Source organism: Isoptericola cucumis, from assembly GCF_014635665.1.
Classification (GTDB): domain Bacteria; phylum Actinomycetota; class Actinomycetes; order Actinomycetales; family Cellulomonadaceae; genus Isoptericola; species Isoptericola cucumis.
On record NZ_BMDG01000005.1, the window covers coordinates 83,280 to 101,524 of the forward strand.

General features: G+C 74.6%; 13 protein-coding genes. 4 read left to right on the forward strand and 9 right to left on the reverse strand.

Translation table 11 applies throughout. The features are described from left to right. Window positions 1-53 precede the first annotated feature (53 nt). On the reverse strand, window positions 54-2,102 hold the full coding sequence (locus IEW03_RS08585) for a thioredoxin domain-containing protein (protein WP_188523257.1): 2,049 nt from the start codon (window positions 2,100-2,102) through the stop codon (window positions 54-56). 173 nt (window positions 2,103-2,275) lie between these two features. Here IEW03_RS08585 and IEW03_RS08590 point away from each other — a divergent pair, with 173 nt between their 5' ends. Next, the gene (locus IEW03_RS08590; RefSeq protein ID WP_188523258.1) at window positions 2,276-2,635 is read left to right on the forward strand and encodes a YybH family protein; all 360 of its coding nucleotides are present in this window, start codon (window positions 2,276-2,278) and stop codon (window positions 2,633-2,635) included. Between the two features lie 94 nt (window positions 2,636-2,729). Here IEW03_RS08590 and IEW03_RS08595 read toward each other — a convergent pair whose 3' ends face one another. The 3 genes from IEW03_RS08595 to IEW03_RS08605 all read right to left on the reverse strand — a co-directional run bounded on the left by IEW03_RS08595 (window position 2,730) and on the right by IEW03_RS08605 (window position 5,282). Beyond that, window positions 2,730-3,575: a hypothetical protein gene (locus tag IEW03_RS08595; protein ID WP_188523259.1), complete on the reverse strand. Its 846-nt coding sequence runs from the start codon at window positions 3,573-3,575 to the stop codon at window positions 2,730-2,732. Window positions 3,576-3,694: 119 nt separating this feature from the next. Further along, a complete protein-coding gene (locus IEW03_RS08600; protein WP_188523260.1) occupies window positions 3,695-4,351 on the reverse strand; it encodes a class I SAM-dependent methyltransferase in 657 nt (218 codons plus the stop codon). A 4-nt stretch (window positions 4,352-4,355) separates the two neighbouring features. Continuing rightward, window positions 4,356-5,282: an NAD(P)/FAD-dependent oxidoreductase gene (locus IEW03_RS08605; RefSeq protein WP_188523261.1), complete on the reverse strand. Its 927-nt coding sequence runs from the start codon at window positions 5,280-5,282 to the stop codon at window positions 4,356-4,358. Between the two features lie 55 nt (window positions 5,283-5,337). Between IEW03_RS08605 and IEW03_RS08610 the strand changes: the two genes are divergently transcribed. The 3 genes from IEW03_RS08610 to IEW03_RS20375 all read left to right on the forward strand — a co-directional run bounded on the left by IEW03_RS08610 (window position 5,338) and on the right by IEW03_RS20375 (window position 11,952). Further along, entirely contained in the window at window positions 5,338-5,814 is a 477-nt protein-coding gene (locus IEW03_RS08610; protein ID WP_188523262.1) for a MerR family transcriptional regulator, read from the forward strand. After that, window positions 5,811-6,863, forward strand: coding sequence for a P1 family peptidase (locus IEW03_RS08615; protein WP_229737849.1), 1,053 nt, complete (start codon window positions 5,811-5,813; stop codon window positions 6,861-6,863). The genes IEW03_RS08610 and IEW03_RS08615 overlap by 4 nt, the downstream gene beginning before the upstream one ends. 289 nt (window positions 6,864-7,152) lie before the next feature. Further along, the gene (locus IEW03_RS20375; RefSeq protein WP_229737850.1) at window positions 7,153-11,952 is read left to right on the forward strand and encodes a DUF2961 domain-containing protein; all 4,800 of its coding nucleotides are present in this window, start codon (window positions 7,153-7,155) and stop codon (window positions 11,950-11,952) included. Between the two features lie 39 nt (window positions 11,953-11,991). Here IEW03_RS20375 and IEW03_RS08630 read toward each other — a convergent pair whose 3' ends face one another. The 5 genes from IEW03_RS08630 to IEW03_RS08650 all read right to left on the reverse strand — a co-directional run bounded on the left by IEW03_RS08630 (window position 11,992) and on the right by IEW03_RS08650 (window position 18,239). After that, window positions 11,992-13,236, reverse strand: a complete 1,245-nt coding sequence (locus tag IEW03_RS08630) for an amidohydrolase (RefSeq protein ID WP_188523263.1) — start codon at window positions 13,234-13,236, stop codon at window positions 11,992-11,994. Window positions 13,237-13,314: 78 nt separating this feature from the next. Continuing rightward, window positions 13,315-14,352, reverse strand: coding sequence for a substrate-binding domain-containing protein (locus IEW03_RS08635; protein WP_188523264.1), 1,038 nt, complete (start codon window positions 14,350-14,352; stop codon window positions 13,315-13,317). Beyond that, window positions 14,352-15,527, reverse strand: coding sequence for an ABC transporter permease (locus tag IEW03_RS08640; RefSeq protein ID WP_188523265.1), 1,176 nt, complete (start codon window positions 15,525-15,527; stop codon window positions 14,352-14,354). The genes IEW03_RS08635 and IEW03_RS08640 overlap by 1 nt, the downstream gene beginning before the upstream one ends. Window positions 15,528-15,603: 76 nt before the next feature. Next, window positions 15,604-17,214: a sugar ABC transporter ATP-binding protein gene (locus IEW03_RS08645; protein ID WP_188523266.1), complete on the reverse strand. Its 1,611-nt coding sequence runs from the start codon at window positions 17,212-17,214 to the stop codon at window positions 15,604-15,606. Between the two features lie 149 nt (window positions 17,215-17,363). Continuing rightward, a complete protein-coding gene (locus IEW03_RS08650) occupies window positions 17,364-18,239 on the reverse strand; it encodes an alpha/beta fold hydrolase (RefSeq protein WP_188523267.1) in 876 nt (291 codons plus the stop codon). Window positions 18,240-18,245: the final 6 nt, after the last annotated feature.

Genomic DNA, 18,245 nt, shown 5'->3' on the forward strand with positions numbered 1-18,245 from the left:
ACCCGCCGACAGGGCGCGCCCGGAGCCCGCCCCCGTCCGCGCCGGCTGCCGGACTACGGGGCGTCCCCGGTGTTCGGCTGCCCGGTGTTCGCCTGCCCGGTGTTCGCCTGCCCGGTGGTGGCCCCGAGCTGTCCCAGGAGCGCGGGGGTGCTCGTGACCGGCAGGTCGCACACGAACCCGCGGCACACGTACGCGGCCGGTCGGCCGTCCACGAGCGGGCGACCCGCGAGCAGGGGCACACCGGCGGCGTCCGGGGCCCCGGGGACGACGACGGCGCCAGCGGCGGGCGCGCGGCGCGCGGCCCGGAGCAGGTCGGCCGCGGCGGGGCCGTCGCCGACCACGGCGACCTGCAGGGGGCCGGCGGCCAGCGCCTCGGCCGCGGCGAGGGTCCAGCCGGCGAACCGGGGGGCCTGCCGAGCGACGGCGCCGGCCGCCCGGACGGCGGACTCGGCCGCGGTGCGGTGCCGGGCGGACCCGGTCAGCGCCGCGTAGGTGACGAGCGCGGCGGCGAGCGCGGACAGTCCCGACGGCTCCGGCCCGTCGGTGGGGTCGCGCGGGCGCACGACGAGGCGCTCGGCGTCGTCGGCCGTGTCGAAGAACCCGCCGTCCCCGTCCGCGAAGTGTGCCAGTGCGACGTCGAGGACCCGCCCGGCGTCCGTGAGCCAGCGCGCCTCGCCCGTCGCCTGGTGCAGGGCGAGCAGGCCCTCGGCGAGGTCGCCGTGGTCGGCCGCGACCCCCCGTGCGGCGCCGACGACGCCGTCGCGCGACGCGCGCCGCAGCCGCCCGTCGACGACGTGCCGCCCGAGCAGCAGGTCCGCGCACCCGCGGGCCGCGTCGATCCAGGACGGTTCGTCGAGCAGGGCGCCCGCGTCGGCCAGGGCGGCGACGGCGAGGCCGTTCCAGGCGGTGACGACCTTGTCGTCGCGCGCGGGCTGCGGGCGCAGGGCCCGCGCCGCCAGCAGCCGGGCGCGGACCGGCTCCCACCAGTCGGGGTCCAGGTCGTCCGGGCGCTGCAGCGTGGACGCCCCGCCCTCGAACGTGCCCTCGGCGGTGACCACCAGCGCCGCGGCGGCCCGGTCGCCGTCGTCGTCCCCGAGCACGTCGCGCAGCTGCTGCGGCGTCCAGACGTAGGTGAGCCCCTCGACGCCGCGCCCGTCGACGTCGGTGTCCGCGTCGAGCGCGGAGGCGAAGGCGCCCGCCGGCGTCCGCAGGTCGCGCAGCAGGAACGACGCGGTCTCCCGGGCGACGCGCTCCGCCAGCAGGGAGCGGGTCGCGCGCCACAGGTGCGCGTAGACACGCAGGAGCTGGGCGTTGTCGTAGAGCATCTTCTCGAAGTGCGGCACCACCCACGCGGCGTCCACGGAGTAGCGCGCGAACCCGCCCGCGAGCTGGTCGTAGACGCCGCCGCGCGCCATCGCCTCGCAGGTGCGCTCCACCATGGCGAGCGCCGACGGGTCGCCGGTGCGCGCGTGCCGGCGCAGCAGGTGCTCCAGCGTCATCGACGGCGGGAACTTCGGCGCCCCGCCGAACCCGCCCTGGGTCTGCGCGAAGTCGCGCCGCAGCGCCGCCACGGCGTCGTCCAGCGTCGCGTCGTCGAGCGCGGCACCCGGCAGGGCGCCGGCCGCACGGGCCACCGCGTCGGTCAGCGCGGCACCCTGCCGCACGACGGCCTCGCGCCGCTCGACCCAGGCGTCGCGCACCGCGTCGAGCACCGCGAGCAGCTGCGCGCGCGGGAAGTACGTGCCGCAGTGGAACGGCGTCCCGTCGGGCGTGAGGAACGCCGTCATCGGCCACCCGCCCTGCCCGGTCATCGCCGTGGTGGCGGCCATGTAGACGGCGTCGACGTCCGGGCGTTCCTCCCGGTCCACCTTCACCGGCACGAAGCCGGCGTTGATCACCGCCGCGACCCCGTCGTCCTCGAACGACTCGTGCGCCATGACGTGGCACCAGTGGCACGCCGCGTACCCGACCGAGAGCAGCACGGGCACGTCACGCCGCCGCGCCTCGGCGAAGGCCTCGGTGCCCCAGGGCCACCAGTCCACCGGGTTGTCGGCATGCTGGAGCAGGTACGGGGACGTCGCGGCGCGCAGGCGGTCGGCCATGGCACCCAGCCTGCCACCGCGTGTCGCCGGCGTCAGCGGCCCGGCAGGGGCGGGCATGTCAGTGGCACCTGCCACGCTCGCGTCGAGCGCCCGTCGTGCGGGCCGCGGCGACCTGCCGGGACCGCGACGGTCGAGGGGTGCCGAGCATTCCTCTCGAAGAGACGAGGTGCACGATGACGAGCGCCGACCCACGACAGCCCGCGCGCGAGCCCAACGACCTGGGCAGGTTCTTCCTCGAACGTGTCAACGCCGGCGATCTCGACGGACTGGTCGCGCTGTACGAGCCGGACGCCGTGCTGGAGTTCCCGCCCGGCACCGTCGTCGTCGGGCACGAGCAGATCCGCCGGGTGTACTCCGAGCTGCTGGCCGCCCGCCCGCGGCTGGAGCCGGGCGTGCAGGCGCCCGCCCTGGCGCACGGAGACCTGGCGCTGACGTCCACCCGGCTCACCGACGGCGGGGCGACGGCGGAGATCGCGCGGCGGCAGGCGGACGGCACGTGGCTCTGGGCCGTCGACCAGCCCACGGTCCGCTGAGTCTCAGCCCTCAGCTGTCTGTCGGCTGAGCCTGCGGTTCCGCTGCGGGCGAGTGCCTCGTTCCTCGGCCCTCACCCTCCGCTGCACCTTCGTCTCAGCCGAGCCGTGCGGTGATCACGAGCTCCTCGCCGACGTCGAGGCGCACGTCGGACAGGCGCACGCCCTGCGGGAGCGCGGCGGCGAGGTCGATCTTGCGGTTCCCCGCGGCCTCGACGCGGCCGCGCACGGCGCCGAGCATCGCGGCCACCAGGGGGTTGCCGCTGGAGATCTGCACGTCGCCGACGGCGAGCACCATGGCGTCGTCGACGGAGGCGGACGCGGTCGCGGTGACGGCCGCGGACAGGAAGCCCTTGCGGATCTTCGCGTCGATGCGTAGCCCGGCCGCGCGGGGGCCGCGCGAGTCGAGCTGCACGTCGAGGTCGCTGAGCTGGATCCCCTGCGACTGCAGCGAGACGGCGAGCAACCCGTGCACGGTCGCGACCAGGCCGGCGCGCGGCACGGCGACGCGCGCGTGCCCGGCCACGGGGTGCGCGTCGTCGGGGTCGAGCGGCTCGAAGCCGACCTGCCCGTCCGACCCCTCGACCCACACGAACCGCAGCCCCTCGGCCTCCGCCGTGACGTCCACGGGCAGGTCGACGGCCGTCAGCGGGTGCGCGTCGACGCGGAGGCGGCGCACCGTCCCCGGCACGCGCGAGGTCACGGCGGCCGGCGACCAGGTCACGTCCGGCCGGTGCTGCGAGACGCCGAACGCCACCCCGGTGAGGTCCAGCACGGCGGACGCGACGTCCGCGCCGTCCAGCTCCGTCGTCACGCGTGCGCGCTCCAGCCCGACGACGCCGGGACCGGCCGCGCGGGCGCCCAAGACACGGATCCGGGCGGCGAGGTCGTCGCCCGTGGCGGGGCGCGGGGCAGGGCCGAGCGGCAGGAGCGGGGAAGTCATGGGCGCGAGCCTAGCCGCCCGGCGAGCCCGGCCCGGCGAGCCCGGCCCTGCGAGCCCCGCCCGCGAGCCCGGCCCTGCGCGCCGGGGCCTTGGGCGCCGGCGCGCAGGGCCGGCGCCGGTCAGCGCCGACGCGCCCGCAGCACCGTGTCGTGGGTGTGGTGCGAGCCGGGCGGGGCGGGCGCGGTGCGCGGCAGGGTCTCGTCCACCAGGACCTCCCAGCCGTCGTCGAGCATGCGTGCGACGTCGGCCGGCTGGTCGTAGTCCTCCGGGTCGACGTCGTGCAGCCGGCTGACGAGCTCGGTGAGCTCGTGCCCCACGACGAGCAGGGTGCCGCCGGGCGCGACCGCGTCCAGCAGCCCGCGCAGCGCGGGCGACGGCCCGGGGCCGGACGAGCGGTGCAGCGGGAAGTACTGGGCGGACACCAGGTCGAACACGCCGGCCGGCGGCGGCGAGACGGTGAGGTCCTGCCGCACCCAGCGCACCCGACCGGCGACGTCGGCGCCCTCGAGCTCCTCGGCGTCCGCCGCCGCTCGCGCCAGCGCGACGCCCGAGAAGTCGACCGCCGTGACCTCCCAGCCGCGGCGTGCGAGCCAGCGCGCGTCGGCGCCCTCGCCGGCACCGACGTCGAGCGCCCTGCCGGCGGGCAGGTCGGCGACCTCGGCGAGGAGCACCCCGTTGGGGTGCTGGCTGAAGCGCCGCCCGCCGCGGTACCGCTCGTCCCAGGAGGCGGGGGTCGTGTTCTCCGGCCGCACGGCGGGCCGCTGCTCGTCCTGCATCTGCTCAGGCCCCCAGCAGGTCGCCGTCGGCCGCCACGGCCGCCATCTGGCCCGCCGCCATGGCCGCGGTCACGGAGCTCAGCGGCATGGGGAAGTCCGCGGTGTGGGCCAGGTCGCCCGCGGCGAAGACACCAGGGACGCTGGTGCGACCCATCGCGTCGACGGCCACGCAGCCCGACTCGCGCAGGTCCAGACCGAGCTGGGCCGCGAACGGGGCCGACTGGCGCAGCGTCGGCGCGACCATGACCCCGCCGAGCTCGACGGCCGTGCCGTCGGCGAGGACGGCCCGGGCCCCGGGGTGGGAGCCCGGCAGGGTCACGGGCTCCAGGCGCTCCACCTTGGCGGCGCGCACCTCCGCGCCCCGCGCGTCGAGCGACGCGCGGACCTGCGGGTCCAGGTCGCCGCCGTCCGCCAGCACCACGAGCCGGCTCGCGATGCGCTCCATGAGCCCGGCGACGCGCGCGACGTGCGGCCCCGAGCCGAGGATCCCCACGGGCGTGCCGGTGAACTCGTGGCCGTGGCAGTACGGGCAGTGCGCGGCCACGGTGCCGAAGAGCTCGGCGACGCCGGGGGTGGCAGGCAGCTCGTCCCGGAGACCCGTGGCGAGCAGCAGCCGGCGGGCGGTGACGTCGCCGGCGTCGGTGCGCACGACGAACCCGCCCGCCGGCGCGGCGGGGTCGATGGGCGCGACCTCGTGCGCCGCCGTGCGGCGCAGCTCGACCGTCCCGTACGCGGCGAGCGTGCGGTGCGCGGCGTCGCGGAACCCGGCGGGCGGGGTGCCGTCGAAGCCGAGCACGTTGTGCATCGCGTCGGTGGGGTCGTTGCGGTACACGCCGGAGTCGAGCAGGACGACGTCGCGGTGGGTGCGGCCGAGGGTGAGCGCGGCCTGCAGCCCGGCCGGGCCGCCGCCGATGATGATCACGTCGTGCATGGGATTCTCCTCACGGGGGGTTGCGTCGCGAACCAGCATGTGACTTCATGTCAACATGAAGTCAAGCGGTGGGCCGACGACCTTCGGCGTCGGGGAGCTGGCCGAGCGGTTCGGCCTCGAGACGCACGTGCTGCGCTACTGGGAGGAGGTCGGCCTCCTGGCGCCCGCGCGCGACGGCGCCGGGCGTCGTCGGTACGGTCCCGACGACGTCGTGCGGGTGGCGACGATCCTCAGCTCCAAGGTGGCGGGCATGAGCCTGGAGCAGATCCAGGTGCTCCTGGACGCCGGGCCCGACGGGGCGGGCGCCCCGGAGCGGCACCGGGTGCTCGAGGCGCACCTGGCCGAGCTCGACCGCCGCCAGGAGGAGATCGACCGCTCCCGGCACATGACCGAGCACGCCCTGTCGTGCCGCTCGCACGACATCGCCACCTGCCCGAGGTTCCGCGAGCACGTGGCCGACCTCGTCGACGGCACCCGGTCGTGGAGCGACGTGCACCCCGTCCGCACCGTGCCCGCGCAGGCGCGCGCGTGAGTGCCCGGATGACGCCCCGTGAGCTGGGCGTCGTCGTCGGCGACCACCCCACGGGCCCGGCGAACGCGATCACCGACGTGCCCGGCGTGCGCGTCGGGCACAGCACCCTGCACGAGGGCGAGCGGCTGCACACCGGCGTGACGGCCGTCGTGCCCGACCAGCTCGGCGCGGGGCCGGCGCAACGGCGCTCGCTGCCGTGCGGGATGTTCGTCGGCAACGGCTTCGGCAAGCTGGTCGGGGCGACCCAGCTCGCCGAGCTCGGCGCGATCGAGACGCCGGTCGTGCTCACCGCGACCCTCTCGGCGTTCCGTGCGGCCGACGCGCTGGTCACGCACGTGCTCGGGCTGCCGGGCTACGAGGAGGTGCGCACGCTCAACCCGGTCGTGGGGGAGACGAACGACGGGTTCCTGTCGGACATCCGGGCCCGGCCGGTCACCGAGGCGCACGTGCTGGCGGCGCTCGCCGGGGCGACGGGCGGTCCTGTTCCGCAGGGGTGCGTGGGGGCGGGGGCCGGGACCTCGGCGCTCGGCTACAAGGGCGGGATCGGGACGTCGTCGCGCGTGGTGGAGGTCGCCGGCGCTGCCCGGACGGTGGGCGTCCTCGTGCAGTCGAACTTCTCCGGCACCCTCACCGTGCGGGGCGTCCCGCTGCCTGCGGACGAGCTGCTGGACCGGCCGGGACCGACGGTCGTGGACGACGGCAACTCGTGCATGATCGTCGTCGCCACGGACGCCCCGCTGGACGCGCGGCGACTGGAGCGCGTGGCCCGGCGCGCGGTGTTCGCGATGGGCCGCGTCGGCTCGGACTTCGCCGGCGGCAGCGGGGACTACGCGCTCGTGTTCAGCACGGCCGACCCGTCCCTCGCCCTGGTCCCGGACGCCGCGCTGGACCCGGTGTTCGGCGCGACGGCGGACGCCGTCGAGGAGGCGCTGCTGGCCTCGGTGCTGACGGCCACGACGACGGCCGGGCACCGGGGGACGCGGCACGCCGTCCCGCTGGGGCCCGCCCTCGACCGGCTGCGCGCCGCGGGGGCCCTCGCGCGTCCCTGACCTGCCCGGACGTCCGCCGGCGCGGGGCGATGGCGCGGGCGCCGCCCGGCGACCCACCTCTTGTGGGCTCCCGACGTTCGTGGTTGCATAGCAACGAACGATCGCTGTAATCGATTACTCCGTCCGGGCGGCGGAGCCCCCTGACCGACGACGGGCCGCGACGACGCGGCCGGAGAAGGTGAGTGCAGTGACGCATTCGCGCGCAGGTGCAGGAGCACGATCACGAGCAGGGTCCCCAGCGCGTCCGAGGAGCCGGGTCGCCGTCGCGGTCGCCGCGGCCGCCGCCCTCGTGGGCACGACGCTGCCCGCCGGCGCCGCCGCTGCGCCGGCGGCCCCCGCCGCGGACGTCGCGGCCGCGGACGTCGAGAGCGCGCGGGCCGCCGCGGCGCCGGGCGGCGTGGAGACCGACCCCACGAACGGCAAGGGCGCCGTCGGCTGGGACACGTACCGCCGGCTGGACCGCATCGACGAGCTCACGACCGGCGTCTCGACCGGCCAGTTCTCGAGCTACGACCGCACGGGCGGCAACGACGACGGCTTCGTCGGCACGCACAGCTGCCTGCGCACCACCGACGCGGGCTGCGTGATCGCCGAGCGCACCGGAGCGGGCGAGATCGGCTCGATCTGGTTCACCCGCGACGGCGGCGACGTGTCGGCGACCGGCTCCATCACGGTCGAGCTCGACGGCGAGGTGGTGCTCGACGCGCCGGTCCAGGACGTGGTCGACGGCAAGCTCGGAGCCCCGTTCGTGTACCCGTTCGTCGCCAACGCCGACCAGAGCTCCGGCGGGGTCTACCTCAAGGTGCCCATGCCGTACCGCGAGTCGATGCGGGTCACCACCAGCGAGAACCCGCTGTTCCACCACGTCACCTACCGCAGCTTCGCGGACGCCGAGGGCGTGCAGACCTTCGACCCGTCCGACCCCGCGCAGGACGTGATCGACGCCGCCCGGCAGTGGGGCAGCAGCGACCCGAAGCCGGCGGCCGAGGGGTCGCGGACCACGACCGAGGACTTCCGGCTGGCCCCGGGGGAGTCCACCCGGGTCGCCGACGTGCGGGGGCCGGGGGAGATCTCCGAGCTGGCGCTGCAGGTGCCGCAGGTCGTCGGGGTCGAGCCACAGCCCGCCATCAGCGACGACGGCCGCGCCCACAAGCGCACCAGCACGTTCACGCTGCAGGTCGATCCCGAGAACGAGGGGGTCACGCTGAAGCGCCGGTTCGACGCCACGAGCGCGCAGCAGGTCGCGGACGTCACGGTCGACGGCGAGCCCGCCGGCCGCTGGGAGGCCACCGACGACACGGCGGGCACGTGGAGCTACCAGAGCATCGAGCTGCCGGCGGAGCTGACCGCGGGCAAGTCGAGCATCACCGTGGCCAACACGTTCGTCTCGGCGACCATCGACTGGAACGAGTTCCGCTACTGGGCGGACTCCGTCGTCGGCGGCGAGGCGGTGCGCACGGACGAGCTCGACGTCGGGACCTCCCAGGAGGCGCTCGCCAGCGAGCAGGCGCACGACTACGCGATCACGGCCCAGAACTGGACGGGCCGGGCGAACCAGTCCGATCCGCCGCCCGCGGACGACCCGGCGGTGCTCGCCTCCAACGAGCTGCTGCGCGACGTGTTCGTGCGGGTGAGCTTCGACGGGCGCAGGACGGTGTCCGCGCCGCTGGGCGAGCTGTTCGGCTCGGGGCTGACCGAGGCCCCGGTGCAGGCCCTGTTCCACGCCATGGACGCCGGCGACGACGGCTGGTACTCGAGCTGGTGGCCGATGCCGTTCGCGCAGCGCGCCACGGTGGAGCTGGTGAACAGGTCGGACCGGACCGTCGAGTCCGGCACGGCGCGCGTCACGTCGCACCGCGACCGGCAGGTCGCCCGCGACCTGGCACGCGGCACCGTCGGCTACTTCAACGCCACGCACCATCGCGACGAGACCGTGGCGGGCGAGGACTGGGCGTTCCTCGACACGGCCGGGCACGGCCGGTTCGTCGGCGTGAGCCACACGATGCGCGGCCACATCACCACGGGCAACACCCGCAACTACCTCGAGGGCGACGAGCGCGTGTACGTCGACGGCGGCCGCAGCCCCGCGCTGTACGGCACCGGCTCGGAGGACTTCTACGAGGGTGGCTGGTACTTCAACCGGCAGACGTTCTCCAACCCGATGAACGGGCTGTCGGCGATGCCCGCCGGTCACAACGGCTGCGATTACCAGTGCGACTCGCCGTACCGGCTGATGATCGCCGACGCCGTCCCGTTCGGCTCCGGCCTCACCTTCGGCATCGAGCCCGGGCCGGTGGCGAACGAGCCGGCCGAGTACTCCTCGACGGCGTACTGGTACGGCTCCGACGTGCCCGCGACCCGCGTCACCGACACGATCGACGTCGGGGACGAGCGCAGCGAGGCGCGGCACGGGTACTCCGGCTCCGGAGCGGCGGCCGAGATCACCGCCCGGTTCGAGGGCGACCACGACGACGTGCCCGTCACCGAGGACCTCGCGTCGGCGACCGAGCAGGTCTCGTTCCGCGTGGCGGTCGACCCGCGGAACAGCGGCGTCACGCTGCGGCGGCTGGCCGACCAGGCCGAGGCGGGCCAGGCCGTGGACGTCACGGTCGACGGCGAGGCCGCGGGCACCTGGACCCAGCCGGCGGGCAACGCCACGCAGCGCTGGGGTGAGGACGTGTTCGGGCTCCCGCCGGACCTCACGGCGGGCAAGACGCGGCTGACGGTCACGCTGGCCCCGCACGAGGGTGCGCCCGCGTGGACGGCGGCCTCCTACGAGGCGCTCTCGCGGTCCGCGCCGGCGCCCGACCGGCGCGACCCGGCCGGGGTCACCGGCCTGCGGGCCGCGGGCGGGGACGGCAACCAGGTCCGCCTGGGGTGGGAGGCCACCGTCGACGACGTCGCCGTCGACCACTACGAGGTGTACGCGTCGACGGACCCGCGGTTCCGGGCGGGCGAGCGCACCCGCGTGGGCACCAGCCCGCTGCCCGCCTTCGAGCACACCGGGCTGGGGCTCGGCGAGACCTGGCACTACCGGGTGCGCGCCGTCGACGGCTCGGGGAACGCAGGGAGGCTGTCCGACCGGGTGCAGGCCACGAGCGGCACCACCCTGCGGGTCGAGGCCGAGGACCTGCTGCCGCCCGTCGAGGCCGACGCGCCCGTCGAGGCGCAGGGCAGCTGCTGCGGGGTGCAGTGGTCCGGCAACCGGCAGCTGTGGTTCCGGGCCGGGCAGCCGGGCGACGCCGTGACCCTGCGCCTCGACGTGCCGCAGGACGGCACCTACGACGTCGCCGGCGTCCTCACGTCCGCCCCCGACTACGGCGTCGTGCAGGTCTCGCTCGACGGCGAGCCGCTGGGCGCGGAGATCGACGGCTACCGGTCCGAGGGCGTCGCGATCGGGACGCACGAGCTCGGCAGCGTCGACCTGACGGCCGGCGAGCACACGCTCACCCTGACCGTCACCGGGAAGAACGAGGCCGCCACCGGCCACCTGGCCGGCCTCGACACCCTGGACCTGACCCTGCAGGGCGGGGCCGACGTCGAGGTCGGCGCCTACGCGCACGAGGAGGACGTGGTGCAGGCCGGAGAACGCACGAACATCTACGACCCGTCGGTCGGCGAGGACGAGCCGTGGTACGTCAACGACCACACCTTCGTGCAGGGGCCGGACGGGACCTGGCACCTGTTCGGCATCACGCACGCCGAGCCGGCAGCGCCCCTCGACGAGAGCTTCTTCGCGCACGCGACGAGCCCGTCGCTCACGCAGGCGCCGTACGAGAAGCAGGAGCCGGTGATCCACGCCGACCCCGAGCTGGGGGAGAAGCACGTGTGGGCGCCGTACGTGCTGGAGCACGACGGCACCTACTACATGTACTACTCGGCCGGTCTCGACGACAACCACGAGGAGTACCAGCTGCGGCTGGCCACCAGCACCGACCTCGAGACGTGGACCAAGCGGCCCGAGCCGCTGTTCACCGACGGCTACGACGCCCGCGACCCGATGATCATGCGCGTCGACGACGAGTGGGTCATGTACTACACGGCCAACTCCACGCCCGCGGGAGGCAACCACCAGGTGGCGTACCGCACCAGCACGGACCTGGTCCACTGGGGCGACAAGCAGGTGGCGTTCACCCACCCGCGCACGGGCACCTTCGGCGGGCCGACCGAGTCGCCGTTCGTCGTCGAGAACGGCGGGTGGTACTACCTGTTCACCTGCTGCGACGCCGGGTACGACGACACCCGCGTCTACAAGAGCAAGGACCCGCTGCACTTCGAGCACGCCGACCTGGCGGGACGCATCGCCGAGCACGCGGCCGAGGTGGTGCGCGACGACGACGGCACCTGGTACGTCAGCGGCGCCGGCTGGGGCGCGGGCGGCGTCTGGTTGCGCCCGCTCGACTTCTCGGGGACCGAGGTGACGGCGGGCAAGAAGATCACCGCGCCCGGGTACCGGCTCGACGTGCAGACCTCGCCGCGGGCGCAGATCCGCTCGATGGAGGTCGCCGACGGCACCGGCGGGTGGCGGCAGGTGCTCGACGACGACTTCCGCGGCACGTCGCCGTACCTGGGGGTGGGCCAGTTCGGCGCGACCGACGTGACGGGACCGGCCCAGCAGGTGGAGGTCGACGGCTCGTCGCTGCGGCTGGAGGGCGTCCCGTTCGGGAACGAGGCCGCGACGGCCGACTGGACGTTCGAGCTCGGCACGAACGCGCTGACCACGTCCGTGACCGCGGACCTCGCCGAGCCGCCCGCGGCGCCCGTGTGGGAGGCGTCGATGACGTTCGACGGCACGGGGGAGCGCACGGGCGACGACGCCGACCCGGACCGTCCGGGCGGGGACGTCGCGGGCTTCCCCGCCTGGACGCAGAGCTCGGGCGGAGGCGCCACCGTCGCCGCGCGGTTCGCCCCCGGGTCGTCGTGGGGCACCGACAACCGGTTCTACGCCGGGCAGGGTGCCGTCGTGTGGCAGCCGCACTGGCAGCCGGGCGGCCGCGCCCTCGCCCCGGGGACGTACGACCTGGGCACGTGGCGCCTCGGCGCCAGCCCGTTCGGGGGCGACGACGAGCTGGGCGCCCGCCTCCGATAGGCGATCTCGGCCCCTCGTCTCGGCCCCTCGTCTCGGCCCCTAGGCCGCGGGCAGCCAGGTGCGGGTCGCGGCGACGAGCGCGGTGACACCGTTCGCGAGGGTCGGGTCGAGGACCGGGGCGTAGTGGGGCGAATGGTTGGACGGCACGGTGAGCAGCGCGGGGTCGTTCATGTCGCCGGTCGTGAACAGGGCGGGGTCGGTCCCACCGAGCAGCCAGTACGACAGGGGCGCGCCTGCGGCCGTGGCGAGGATCCCCACGTCCTCGCTGCCCGCACCGGCGCCGGGGTCGAGGACGTTCTCGGGGCCCAGCCAGGCGGCGAACGTGTCGAGCGTCCGGGCGAGCGCGGCCTGGTCGTTGACGACGACGGGGAACCTCTCGATCTCGGTGATCGTGGGCTCGTCGGGAGCGCCCGCCGTCGCGGCCTCGCCGCGCACGATGCGGTCGACGCTCTCGAGGATCCGCCGGCGCACCGCCTCGTCGTAGCTGCGGATGTTGAGTCGCAGCTCGGCCTCGCCGGGGATGACGTTCGCGGCGTCGCCGGCGTGGACCGCGCCGACCGTGAGGACGGCCGTCGCCGTGCTCGGGATCTCCCGGGAGATCACGGTCTGCAGGCGCAGCACCGTCCCGGCCGCCATGACGATCGGGTCGATCGACGCCTGCGGCATGGAGCCGTGCGCGCCCCGGCCCACGAGCCGGACCCGCAGCGAGTCCGAGCCCGCGTACGACGCGCCGGCGTGGCCGGCGATCTTGCCGGCCGGCAGCGGCGCCACGTGCTGGCCGAGGACGACGTCGGGCACCGGGAAGCGGTCGTAGAGGCCGTCGTCGACCATCGCCTGCGCGCCCTCGCCGAGCTCCTCCGCGGGCTGGAACACCACGAGCAGGGTGCCCGCCCAGCTCGCCTGGTCGCGCGCCAGGACGTCGGCGGCGCCGAGGAGGCACGTCGTGTGCATGTCGTGGCCGCACGCGTGGTCGACCGGGACGGTCGTGCCGCTGTCGTCGGTCGCCGTCGCGGTACTCGCGTAGTCCAGGCCGGTGTCCTCCTCGACGGGCAGGGCGTCCATGTCGGCGCGCAGCAGCGCGGTCGGGCCCTCGTCGTTGCGCAGGACGCCGACGACGCCGGTCCGCCCGACGCCCGTGGTGACGTCGAACCCCGCCGCCCGGAGCCGCTCCGCGACGATCCCCGCCGTGCGATGCTCGGCGAACCCGAGCTCGGGATGCCGGTGCAGGTCCTTGTACAGCTCTGCGAGCTGCGGATCGACGGGGACGTTCTCGTGCGGAGACACAGGACCACCTCTCACCGGTTGCTGCCCACGCTAAGTGGACGGCGGGTGATCGGCGACCGGGCGGCGCGCGTCGTGCGCTCAGTCCTTGGCGCTGAAGTCGTACTCGGTGTAGATCTCCTCGGCGTTGTCGGACGTGACCGCGGTGGTCGGCAGGATCTGCTCGGCCTCGAACTCCTCGCCGTCGACGATCTTGGTGATCGTGTCGACGGCCTCCTTCGCCCCGGTCGGGTAGACGAACGTGCCGGCGAGCTGCCCCTCCTGGACGGCGCGGATGCCGCCGTCGGGGATGGCGAGCCCGTCGATGCCGATGAAGTCGATGTCCTCGGTCTTCCCGGCCCCGGCTGCGGCGAGGTAGGCGCCGAGCGCCATCGGGTCGTTGTGCGCGTAGACCAGGTCGATGTCGTCGCCGGACTGCAGCCACTGCTGCATGACCTTCGTGCCCTCCTCCTTGAGCCACTTGGCGTCCTGGTCCTTGACGATCTTGATGTCCGGGTTGGCGGCGATCGCCTCGCGGAAGCCCTCGTCGCGGTCGATCTGCGGCTGGTTCGACAGGATGCCGCGCAGCTCGACGACGTTGCCGCCGTCGGGCAGCAGCTCCACCGCCAGCTCCCCGGCCGCCTTGCCGATCGCGACGTTGTCGCCGCCGATGAAGGCCGCGATGCAGTCGGTCTTGACCGTGCGGTCGAGCACGATCACGGGGATGCCGGCGGCGCACGCCTGCTCGACGGGCGGGGTGAGCGGGTCGGACTCGTTCGGCGAGACGACGAGGACGTCGACGCCCTGCTGGACGAACTGCTGCACCTGGCTCACCTGGCGGGACGAGTCCTGCTGGGCGTCGGCGATCGGGAGCAGCTCGAGGTTGTCGTGCTGGGAGACGTAGTACTCGAGCTGGGTGTTGAGCTGGGCCCGGTAGGGCTCGGCGTTGTTGGACTGCGAGTAACCGATGACGTACGAGTCCTTCTCTTCCACCAGGCGCCCGTCGTCGGCCGGGGCCGACGACTCCTGGTCCGGCTCCTCGGAGGGCTGTGCCGCGTCGGTGTTGGTGCTGCACGCGCCGAGCGTGAACAGCCCTGCGACGCACGCCGTCGTGATGCCGGCGAGTCTGCTGTGCTTCATCAGAGCTCCTTCGTGGTGACTTCGCGGGTGACGTCACCGGCGGCGCCACGGGGCGCGGCCGGGGTCGGGGGCGACGCGGGCCCGGAGGGGCCGGGGTCGGTCGGCGGGGGCTCGTCGCGGCGGCGCAGGCGCGCGACGGCGCCCGCGAGCAGGTCGGGCCGCTGGATGACCACGGCGGCGACGACGATCGCGCCCTTGATGATCATCTGCCAGTTGGCGCTGAAGTTGTTCAGGCCGAGGACGTTGTCGAGCATCGTGAGGATGAGCGCGCCGACGGCGGTGCCGACGACGGAGCCGCGCCCGCCGGCGAGGCTGGCACCGCCGATGACGACGGCGGCGATGGCGTCGAGCTCGTACCCGAGGCCGGCCTGCGGGTCGGCGGACGCGTTGTAGGCGGCGTTGATGGGTCCGGCGAGCCCGGCGAGCATGCCCGAGAGGGTGAACACGACCACGGTCACGGTCGCGACGCGCACCCCGGACAGGCGGGCGGCCGTGCGGTTGCCGCCGACGGCGTACACGTGCCGGCCGAACGTGGTGCGGGTCAGGAGCAGCTGGAAGACCACGACCACCACGAGCAGTGCCAGCACCGGGAAGTAGCCGACCAGCGGGATGCCGAACAGCGTGGTTCCGGGGGTGCCGAGCAGCTGGAACTGGGCCGAGCCGGGCGCGACCTCGCCGTCCGGGCCGAGCACCACCGTGCCGATCGAGACGTTGTCCGACGTCTCGCGCACGATGCCGCGCGCCACCGTCATCATCGCCAGCGTCATGACGAACGACTGCACGCGCAGCCAGGCCGTCCCGGCGCCGTTGACGAAGCCGAACGCCGCGCCGATGAGCATGGACGCCGGGATGATGGCCGCCACGGGCCAGTTCATCTCGGTCAGCAGCATGGCGGACGCGGTGGAGCCGACGGCCATCACCGCCCCGACCGACAGGTCGATCCCGCCGCTGATGATCACGAGCGTCATGCCGACCGCGAGGATGCCTCGCGGCGCGAAGTAGCCGATGGCGTTGGTGAGGTTGTCGAGGTCGGCGAACCGGTCACCCTGGCTCCAGATGCCGATGAGGACGATGAGGACGAGGCCGATGTAGCCCTGCACCCCGCCCAGCATCGGCAGCAGCCGGCGCAGTCGGTCGCCCAGGGTCGGCGCGGCGGTCGCCGTGGAGGTGGTCATGCGCGGTCCTTTCCGCTGGGGGCCCGCGAGGCGGGGGCTGCGACGGGGTCGGCGGCGCTCACGGCGCTCACGGGGCTCACGGGGCGACGAGGGCGCGTCGGGCCATCGCGGCGGTGAGGATCTCCTCCTGGGTGGTGGCCGCGGCGTCCAGCTCCGCCGTGACCCGCCCCTCGCACAGGACGACGATCCGGTCGCTCATGCGCAGCAGCTCGGGCAGCTCGGAGGAGGCCACGACGACGGCCACGTCCTCGGCTGCGAGGGCGGCGACGAGCTCGTAGATCTCGGACTTGGCGCCCACGTCGATGCCGCGGGTCGGCTCGTCGAGAAGGATCACGCGGGGCCCGGTGAGGAGCCACTTGGCGAGGACCACCTTCTGCTGGTTGCCGCCGGACAGGTGGCCGACGACGGTGGACAGCCCGGGCGTCTTCACCCCGAGCCGGCGCACCTGGTCCTGCACGTGGCGCCGCTCCGCCGTGCGGCGCAGCCAGCCGGCGCGGGCGAAGGCGCGCAGGGCGGCGAGCGAGGCGTTGAAACGCACCGTTGCGGACAGGACGAGGCTCTGCGTCTTGCGGTCCTCGGCCACCAGCGCCACGCCCCGCTCGATGGCCTGGCGCGGCGAGCGCGCGCGCAACGGCCGCCCGTCGAGCTGCACGGTGCCGGACACCTCGTGGCGGGGGTACACGCCGAAGATCGCCTCCAGGGTCTCGGTGCGCCCGGCGCCCATCAGGCCCGCGAGCCCGACGACCTCGCCGGGCCGCACCGCAAACCCCACGCCGCGCAGCGCGACGCGCCCCGCGAGCGGGTCGGCCGGCACGCGCAGGTCCTGCACGACGAGGCGCGGCCCGGCGGCGACGGTGCCGTCGTCCGCTGCCTCTGTCGTGGCGCGCCCCGCGCGCGGCGGCACGTGCAGGTCGCGGCCCACCATCATGCGGATCAGCTCGTCGCGGTCCACGTCGTCCATGGGCCGGGTGCCGATCCAGCGGCCGTCGCGCAGCACCGTGACCTGGTCGGCGATCTCCTCGAGCTCCTCGAGCCGGTGGGAGATGTAGATGACGGCGACGCCCTCGGCGGTGAGGGCGCGGATGACGTCGAACAGCCGGCGGACCTCCGCGTCGGCCAGGGCCGAGGTGGGCTCGTCCATGATGAGGACGCGCGTGTCGATGCTCAGCGCTTTGGCCACCTCGATGAGCTGCTGCTCGGCCACCCGGAACTGCCGCACCGGCTTGCGGGGGTCCAGGTCGAGGCCGACGCGCGCCAGCAGGTCTCCCGCGAGCCGGACCTGGTCGCGACGGTCCAGCCAGCCGCCCGTCGCGCGCTCGCGGCCCAGCCAGATGTTGTCGGCCACCGACATGTCGGGCACCAGGTTCAGCTCCTGGTGGATCGTGGCGATGCCGAGGCGCTGCGCGTCCGCGGGGGCGTGCAGGGCGACGGGCTCGCCGTCGACCACGACCTGGCCGTCGTAGTCGCCGAACACCCCGGAGAGCACGTTGATGAGCGTCGACTTGCCCGCCCCGTTCTCCCCGAGCAGCGCCACCACCCGGCCGGCGTAGGCGTCGAGGGAGACGCCGTCGAGGGCCCGTACGCCGGGGAACGACTTGCCGATGGCGCGCATCCGGAGCACCGGCGCGGCATCGTCGTCCTGGTCACCGCCGTCGGTCGCGGCCGGGGGTGGGGTCGCCGAGATCATCGTGGGCCGTCTCCGCTCCGTTGCAAAGCCAAGCGCCAGAAATCGATTACAGGAGCCGAGTATGGTCGTGCCCCGAGTGCGGTGTCAAGGATGAGGAGGCGCGTCGTCGGCCCTGTCGCCGGATCGCTGCGACGGCGCGGCAGGGTCGCTCAGGCGTGGTCCAGCACGAAGGCCCGCATGAGCGCGGCGCACTCGGCCGGGTGCGTCTCCAGCAGGAAGTGCCCCGCGTCGTAGAGGTGCGAGTCCACGCGCTCGAGGGCGCGGTGGAACGCGAGGACCTCCTCGACGTCGAAGAAGGCGTCGTGGCTTCCCCACAGCACGAGCGCCGGCGGCTGATGGACCCGGTGGTACTCGGCGAGCTCGCCGAAGCGGGCGACGTGCCGGGCGTAGTCGGTGAACAGCGCGAACTGGGCGTCGAGGTTGCCGGGCCTGGTCATCCGCTGCCAGTCGAGGTGCCACGACTCGGGCGGGTGCAGCTCGCGCAGGCGCTCCGGCAGCCCGGCGAGGTACTGGTCGCGGGTGCCGGCAAAGTTCAGCCAGTCACCGAGCCTGGCGCGCCGGGCCTCGGAGGGGTCGGCCCAGTAGGCCCGTGCGTCGTCCCACTGCGGGCCGAGACCGTCCTCGTGCGCGTTGCCGTTCTGGACCACGAGCCCCAGGACGCGGTCCGGGGCGCGGGTGGCCAGGTGGTAGCCCACCGGGGCGCCGAAGTCGTGCAGGTAGACGAAGAAGTCCCGGACCTGGAGCTGCTCGAGCAGACCCTCGACGGTCCTCGAGAGGTTCTCGAACGTGTACTCGTACTCGTCGACGGTCGGGGCGGCGGACAGGCCGAAGCCCGGAAGGTCCGGCGCGACGACGTGCGCGACCTCGGCCAGCGTGGGCATCACCTCGCGGAACGTGTGCGAGGAGCTGGGGAACCCGTGCAGCAGGAGCACCGTCGGGCGGCCCGGCCGCCCGGCCTCGCGGAAGAAGACCTCCGTGCCGTCGACGACGGCGTACCGGTGGCGGACCTTCTCGATCGTCTGCACGGTGTC